At 67.4% G+C, this 4,697-nt stretch carries 7 protein-coding genes and 1 pseudogene; 4 read left to right on the forward strand and 4 right to left on the reverse strand.

All coding sequences use genetic code 11. The features are described from left to right. A partial coding sequence (locus ABTZ94_RS36245) for a hypothetical protein (RefSeq protein WP_351207494.1) occupies positions 1–285 on the reverse strand: 285 nt, incomplete at its 3' end. A gap of 175 nt (positions 286–460) precedes the next feature. On the opposite strand from ABTZ94_RS36245, the gene ABTZ94_RS36250 reads away from it, so the two are divergent. Then, complete coding sequence (locus ABTZ94_RS36250; RefSeq protein WP_351207496.1) at positions 461–754, forward strand: GntR family transcriptional regulator; 294 nt, start codon at positions 461–463, stop codon at positions 752–754. 41 nt (positions 755–795) lie between these two features. Here ABTZ94_RS36250 and ABTZ94_RS36255 read toward each other — a convergent pair whose 3' ends face one another. Next, complete coding sequence (locus ABTZ94_RS36255; protein WP_351207498.1) at positions 796–1,107, reverse strand: hypothetical protein; 312 nt, start codon at positions 1,105–1,107, stop codon at positions 796–798. Between the two features lie 67 nt (positions 1,108–1,174). Between ABTZ94_RS36255 and ABTZ94_RS36260 the strand changes: the two genes are divergently transcribed. Then, positions 1,175–1,429 (forward strand): hypothetical protein, encoded by a 255-nt coding sequence (locus ABTZ94_RS36260; protein ID WP_351207500.1) that lies wholly within the window; start codon positions 1,175–1,177, stop codon positions 1,427–1,429. 274 nt (positions 1,430–1,703) lie between these two features. Beyond that, positions 1,704–2,873, forward strand: a complete 1,170-nt coding sequence (locus tag ABTZ94_RS36265; RefSeq protein ID WP_351207502.1) for a hypothetical protein — start codon at positions 1,704–1,706, stop codon at positions 2,871–2,873. A 306-nt stretch (positions 2,874–3,179) separates the two neighbouring features. Here ABTZ94_RS36265 and ABTZ94_RS36270 read toward each other — a convergent pair whose 3' ends face one another. Both ABTZ94_RS36270 and ABTZ94_RS36275 read right to left on the reverse strand, forming a co-directional pair. Then, positions 3,180–3,344: a hypothetical protein gene (locus ABTZ94_RS36270; RefSeq protein WP_351207504.1), complete on the reverse strand. Its 165-nt coding sequence runs from the start codon at positions 3,342–3,344 to the stop codon at positions 3,180–3,182. 44 nt (positions 3,345–3,388) lie between these two features. Then, positions 3,389–3,616: a hypothetical protein gene (locus ABTZ94_RS36275; RefSeq protein ID WP_351207506.1), complete on the reverse strand. Its 228-nt coding sequence runs from the start codon at positions 3,614–3,616 to the stop codon at positions 3,389–3,391. Between the two features lie 23 nt (positions 3,617–3,639). On the opposite strand from ABTZ94_RS36275, the pseudogene ABTZ94_RS36280 reads away from it, so the two are divergent. Further along, positions 3,640–4,697: pseudogene (locus ABTZ94_RS36280) on the forward strand (DUF6531 domain-containing protein); the annotation flags it as partial.

Below are 4,697 nucleotides of genomic sequence, written 5' to 3' on the forward strand. Positions count from 1 at the left end.
GAGCCGCCGACGCTGCTGTACGCGTTCCTGGTCCGAGGCAAGGAGATACGGGCGCACCAGCGCGCTCGCCCCACCGTCGAGCGCCTGGTCCAGCCCGTACGGCGACCGGGCGGCGGGGAGGTGGGCGGTGAGACGGGGGCGGGGGCGGGGTGTGCCGGGACGGCGAGTCGGGGCGGGGGCGGTTTCGGGGTACGCGGGGACGCTACCGGCACGGTGGCGGCCGGTGTGGGAGCCGAGGATCAGCCTCAGCAACCATGCGGTGATCCCGCGGATAAGGTCGTACATGTCGACGCTCCTTGTAAGCGTTGGCCGTGCCCCGGGGCCCTGCCAGGCCGCCGGGGTCTTTGCTGTCTCGACCCACTGTGCACTAGGAAGCATTAGGTAGCAACCTAAAGCATCAGGAAGCATTTGGACGTTGCCGCACGTGGTGGGCTGCTACGAGGCGCCTTAGCGTGCAGACATGGCTGACGATCACGCATGGAAGCCCGACCCCACGAGCCACGTATACGTGTATCTCCAGGTCGTGCACCACATCGCCGAGCAGATCCGCAGCGGCCGCCTGCCCGCAGGAGCACGGTTGCCGGCCGAACGTGACCTTGGCGAGCAGTACGGCGTAGCCGTCAACACCGTCCGCAGGGCCGTCCGCGAGCTGCGCGATCAGGGCCTCGTCATCACGGTCCCGATCAAGGGCACCTTCGTACGCGCCGAAGAACCTCCCAGCGACGCCCCCGAAGGGGACGCGACTGCCGAGTGACGCCTTCCCCGGCGCATCAAGAACGCCGGGGAAGAGCACCTCTACTCAGCGGTCTTGGGGCGACGTCCGCCCCTGCCGTGCTCTGGGCGCCAGGCGCGGAGATCATCCTGTGACAGGTTGCGGTCCACAGAGCCGCGGTTCAGCGCGGTCTGGAACTCCTGGGCGGGGTTGTCGCCCCACTCCTCGTCGTACGCGTCCGGTCCGTGCCGACACTCCGCGCTTCCGCTCGGCACCCTGAAGGCGTCTGCCGCGTGAGCGCAGGCCGCGCCCGGCCCTCCGACCAGGGGCCGGGCGCGGCCTGTCGGACGGATGCCTCCTGCGAGGTGCGGATCCGGGACGACCAGAAGCGCCATGATGAACGTGCACGGATCTCATACCCGTGTGTCGGAGAAGCCGACACGCCGCAGCGAGGAGCACGACATGGCCACCGGATCCGCAGACAGCCCCGCGACTCTCTACGGGCCCGCCTCAATCGTCCTCGGTACCCTCGCTCTGATCGCCGCAGTGTTCGCCGGCTTCACCGGGATCGCGATCCCGCTTCTGTTCGGCAGCCTCGCCGTCACCTTCGCGCTCCTCGGGCTGGCCCGCAAGCTCAACCGAGGCCTGTGCACCGTCGGCCTCGCCACCGGATCCCTGAGCGTGCTCTACCCGATCTTCCTCACCGCTGCCCTCTGACGAACTCCGTGCCTGCGGGCCCCCATTGCGGCCTGCCCAAGAGTGCCCTTCGGCCCTGCCTCCGCGGCACGGCCGATATCCCTTGACGCCGCGTACACGCAGGACACCCCGCGCCGTTTCGGCGCTCTGCATTTCGCACCGTGTTGTCATGGGCATGAAATTCATTACCCCTTCGGACCCTGCCCACCAGGGCAGTGCCCGAGGAGACACTTACGCCGCAACCCCCATCGTCCCTAGGGTCATTGACACATCCTCTGCCAAACGAAGGAGGATTATGCAGCTTTCTCGTTCCGCCAGGGTGGCAGCGCTGTCCTTGGCCCCGCTCACACTTGTTGTGACCGGGTTCCACGCGTCCGCCGCCCCCGGCCAGGACCCGCGCCCGGGCGCTCCGTCGTTCTCCATATCCGCCCTGTCCTCCGGCGAACTGAACGACGTGTCCGGCGTCGGCGCGAACAGCGTCGAGGGCAGGATGCTGGCAGCCCAGGGGTTCGGCGTCATGCGGGCGGCTTCGGGAGAGACCGCTGTCGTCGACCGTTCCTCGGCCCGTGAGGGGATCACCGCCGCAGCCGGCAAGTCCTTCGTGGAGCTGTCGTGGAAGGGGTATGCGAAGGACGCCCGTTATGTGGTCACCCGCGACGGCAAAGAGGTGGCCCGTCTGAACGCAGGGGTCACCTCCTTCCGCGACACGAACGTGGCACCGGGCGCCGATTACCACTACCAGGTCGCACCGGCGCTGCCGGAGAACGGTGACCCACAGGCACGGCTGTGGGGAATGAAGGTGTCCGTCCCGGCCTCCGGATCGCTGACGGCTCTGCGCGAGCAGGCGGCTTCCCGCGCAGCCGCCGCAGGCGTTGCCAACACGTCCACCCTCTCCTGGATCGCCTTCATCCCGCAGAAAAAGATCGACGCTCCCCCAGCGGGCTGTGACTACGGCAGCAAATTCCAGTTCGGCGGCGACGGACGCAGCAAGTTCGACTGGAAGTCGAGCCAGTACCGCACCGCCCTGCACGCCACAGTCACATGGAAGACCAAGAAGGTGGTGGCCAACAAGGACATCCACTCCACCAACGTCTACGTCAAGAAGACCGGCAAGAAGGTCGCCACCAAGGCCGCCACCTCCAAGGACATGTCGGTCAAGAAGCTGGGCTCCGGCAGCAGTTACGTGGACGTGCGGATGTCCCTGCACGCCACCAATCCCTTCTGCAAGGGTCTGGGCAGCGTCAAGGGGGCCATCGACGGGGCCTTCACCATCAACCTGACCAAGAGCGGGAACTACGCCATCCGCTCGGGCAAGCACCGCCTGATGCCCAACCACCACATCTACATCTACGACGGCGGCCAGGTCACCAACGTCTACACCCGGTCGTACGCGAACGCCAAGTGCCTGATCGGTTCGATCGCCTGCCCCGAGGCTGATCTGACCGGCTACTACTGCAAGTTCTAGCCTCGAACTCTCGTGACGGTCTGCCGACGGAGTCGGCGGACCGTTTCGTGTTCTGTGGCTGGTGACCGGCAGGCCGGCGGCCCGGTTGACGCATCGGGTGGGCACAGCGTTCCCATGGCTCCGTCGACCGCGCGGGCCGGGCCCGTCTCCTGACCGGACCGTGCAGCAGGTCGCCGAGAGGGCCGGCTGCACGAAGCCCGGCCCGGTGGGGACGGCTCTCTGCTTCGCTGCCCGGTGGAACACCGAGTACGAGCACCCTGCCCGCGAAGTAGTGCGCCGCAGGGAGTGCATGCCGGCACCTGAAGATCACACGCAGAAGATTCGGCTGCGCGGCACGGCTGCCGACACGGACGTGTGGGGAGCGGCAAGAGCTGCGGCCTCTGCCCCACCGTCCACGTCGGCCTGATCCTGTCCGATCTGCCGCAAGGCGTCGAGCCCCTGTGCCGGAAAACCGTCCTCGCGCAGGTGCATGGCCCGCACCGCGCTGCCTCCACTCGTGGCTCGACGCCGGCACATCAGCCTGGCGAAGTCCCGACCTCGGACGCGTGCTCGTCAGTGGTGCCCTCGTCCCGGTCGGGTTCGTACGGCAGGCGCATCCCTCGGGACTCGGCGACCCGCAGCGCGTCGCTGAGGCACTCGGCGAGCCTGATCCCGGCGTACCGCACCTCGCTGTACGGGGACATGGTGTCCCCCAGCACCTCGCGGGCGCGGTCGAGGATCTCGGCTCCCATGTCCAGTTGCACGGCCCAAGCACACCATCACGGAGGGTGCTGAGTCGGCGGCGCAGAAGGCAGCCCGTAACGATCCGCCTAAGACTTCCCGACCCCAGGACGCCGTTGAGAGCAAGGGCACAGACCCGATTGACCTCGCTACCGGCGTGATGTATCTGCCACAGACGGACATTGCCCTGCCGGGTGCTCTTCCTCTCATCTTCCGGCGCCGGGTAGCTTCCGACTACCGGGCCGGACGCTGGTTCGGGCCCTCGTGGTCCTCCACGGCCGACCAGCGGCTGGAGATCGACTCCCAGGGCGTCGTCTTCGTGTGTGAGGACGGTCTGCTGCTGTCCTATCCGCACCCCGCGCCGGGTGTACCCGTCATGCCGAGTCATGGCCCACGCTGGCCCCTCGACGTGGACACCGCCGGGGACTACACGATCACTGATCCGGACAGCGGCCGAATACGGTACTTCAGCCCGCGCACCGCGGACGTTGCGCTTCTGGCGCAGATCGACGACCGTAACGGCAGCTGGATCCAATTCGAGTACGACGAGACCGGAACACCGGCCGGAATCGTTCACGGTGCCGGGTATCACCTGAAGCTCACCACGAACGACGGCCGGATCACCGCACTCCACCTCGCAGGGGCCGCCCCGGACGGCACCGATCAGGAGATTCTCCGTTACCGCTACACCGACGGTCACCTCACCGAAGTCATCAACTCGTCAGGGCTCCCGCTCCGGTTCGCGTACGACGACCGTGGCCGGGTCACGTCCTGGACCGACACCAACGACAGCCGGTACGACTATGCCTACGACGACCGGGACCGGTGCGTAGCCGAAGGAGGCGCCGCAGGACACATGGCCCTGCGCCTGGATTACGACGGCACCGATCCCGAGACCGGGATGCGTGTCACCACCGCCACCACCAGCAGCGGAGCCGTCCACCGCTACATCGTCAATGACGGTCACCAGGTGGTTGCGGAGATCGACCCGCTGGGTGCGATCACCCGTTTCGAACGCGACCGCTACAACCGCCTCCTGTCCCGCACCGACCCGCTCGGCCACACCAACCGCTTCGCATACGACGAGTCAGGACAGCTGACCTC

The sequence above is a fragment of the Streptomyces sp. NPDC002785 genome (assembly GCF_040295565.1).
Classification (GTDB): Bacteria; Actinomycetota; Actinomycetes; order Streptomycetales; family Streptomycetaceae; genus Streptomyces.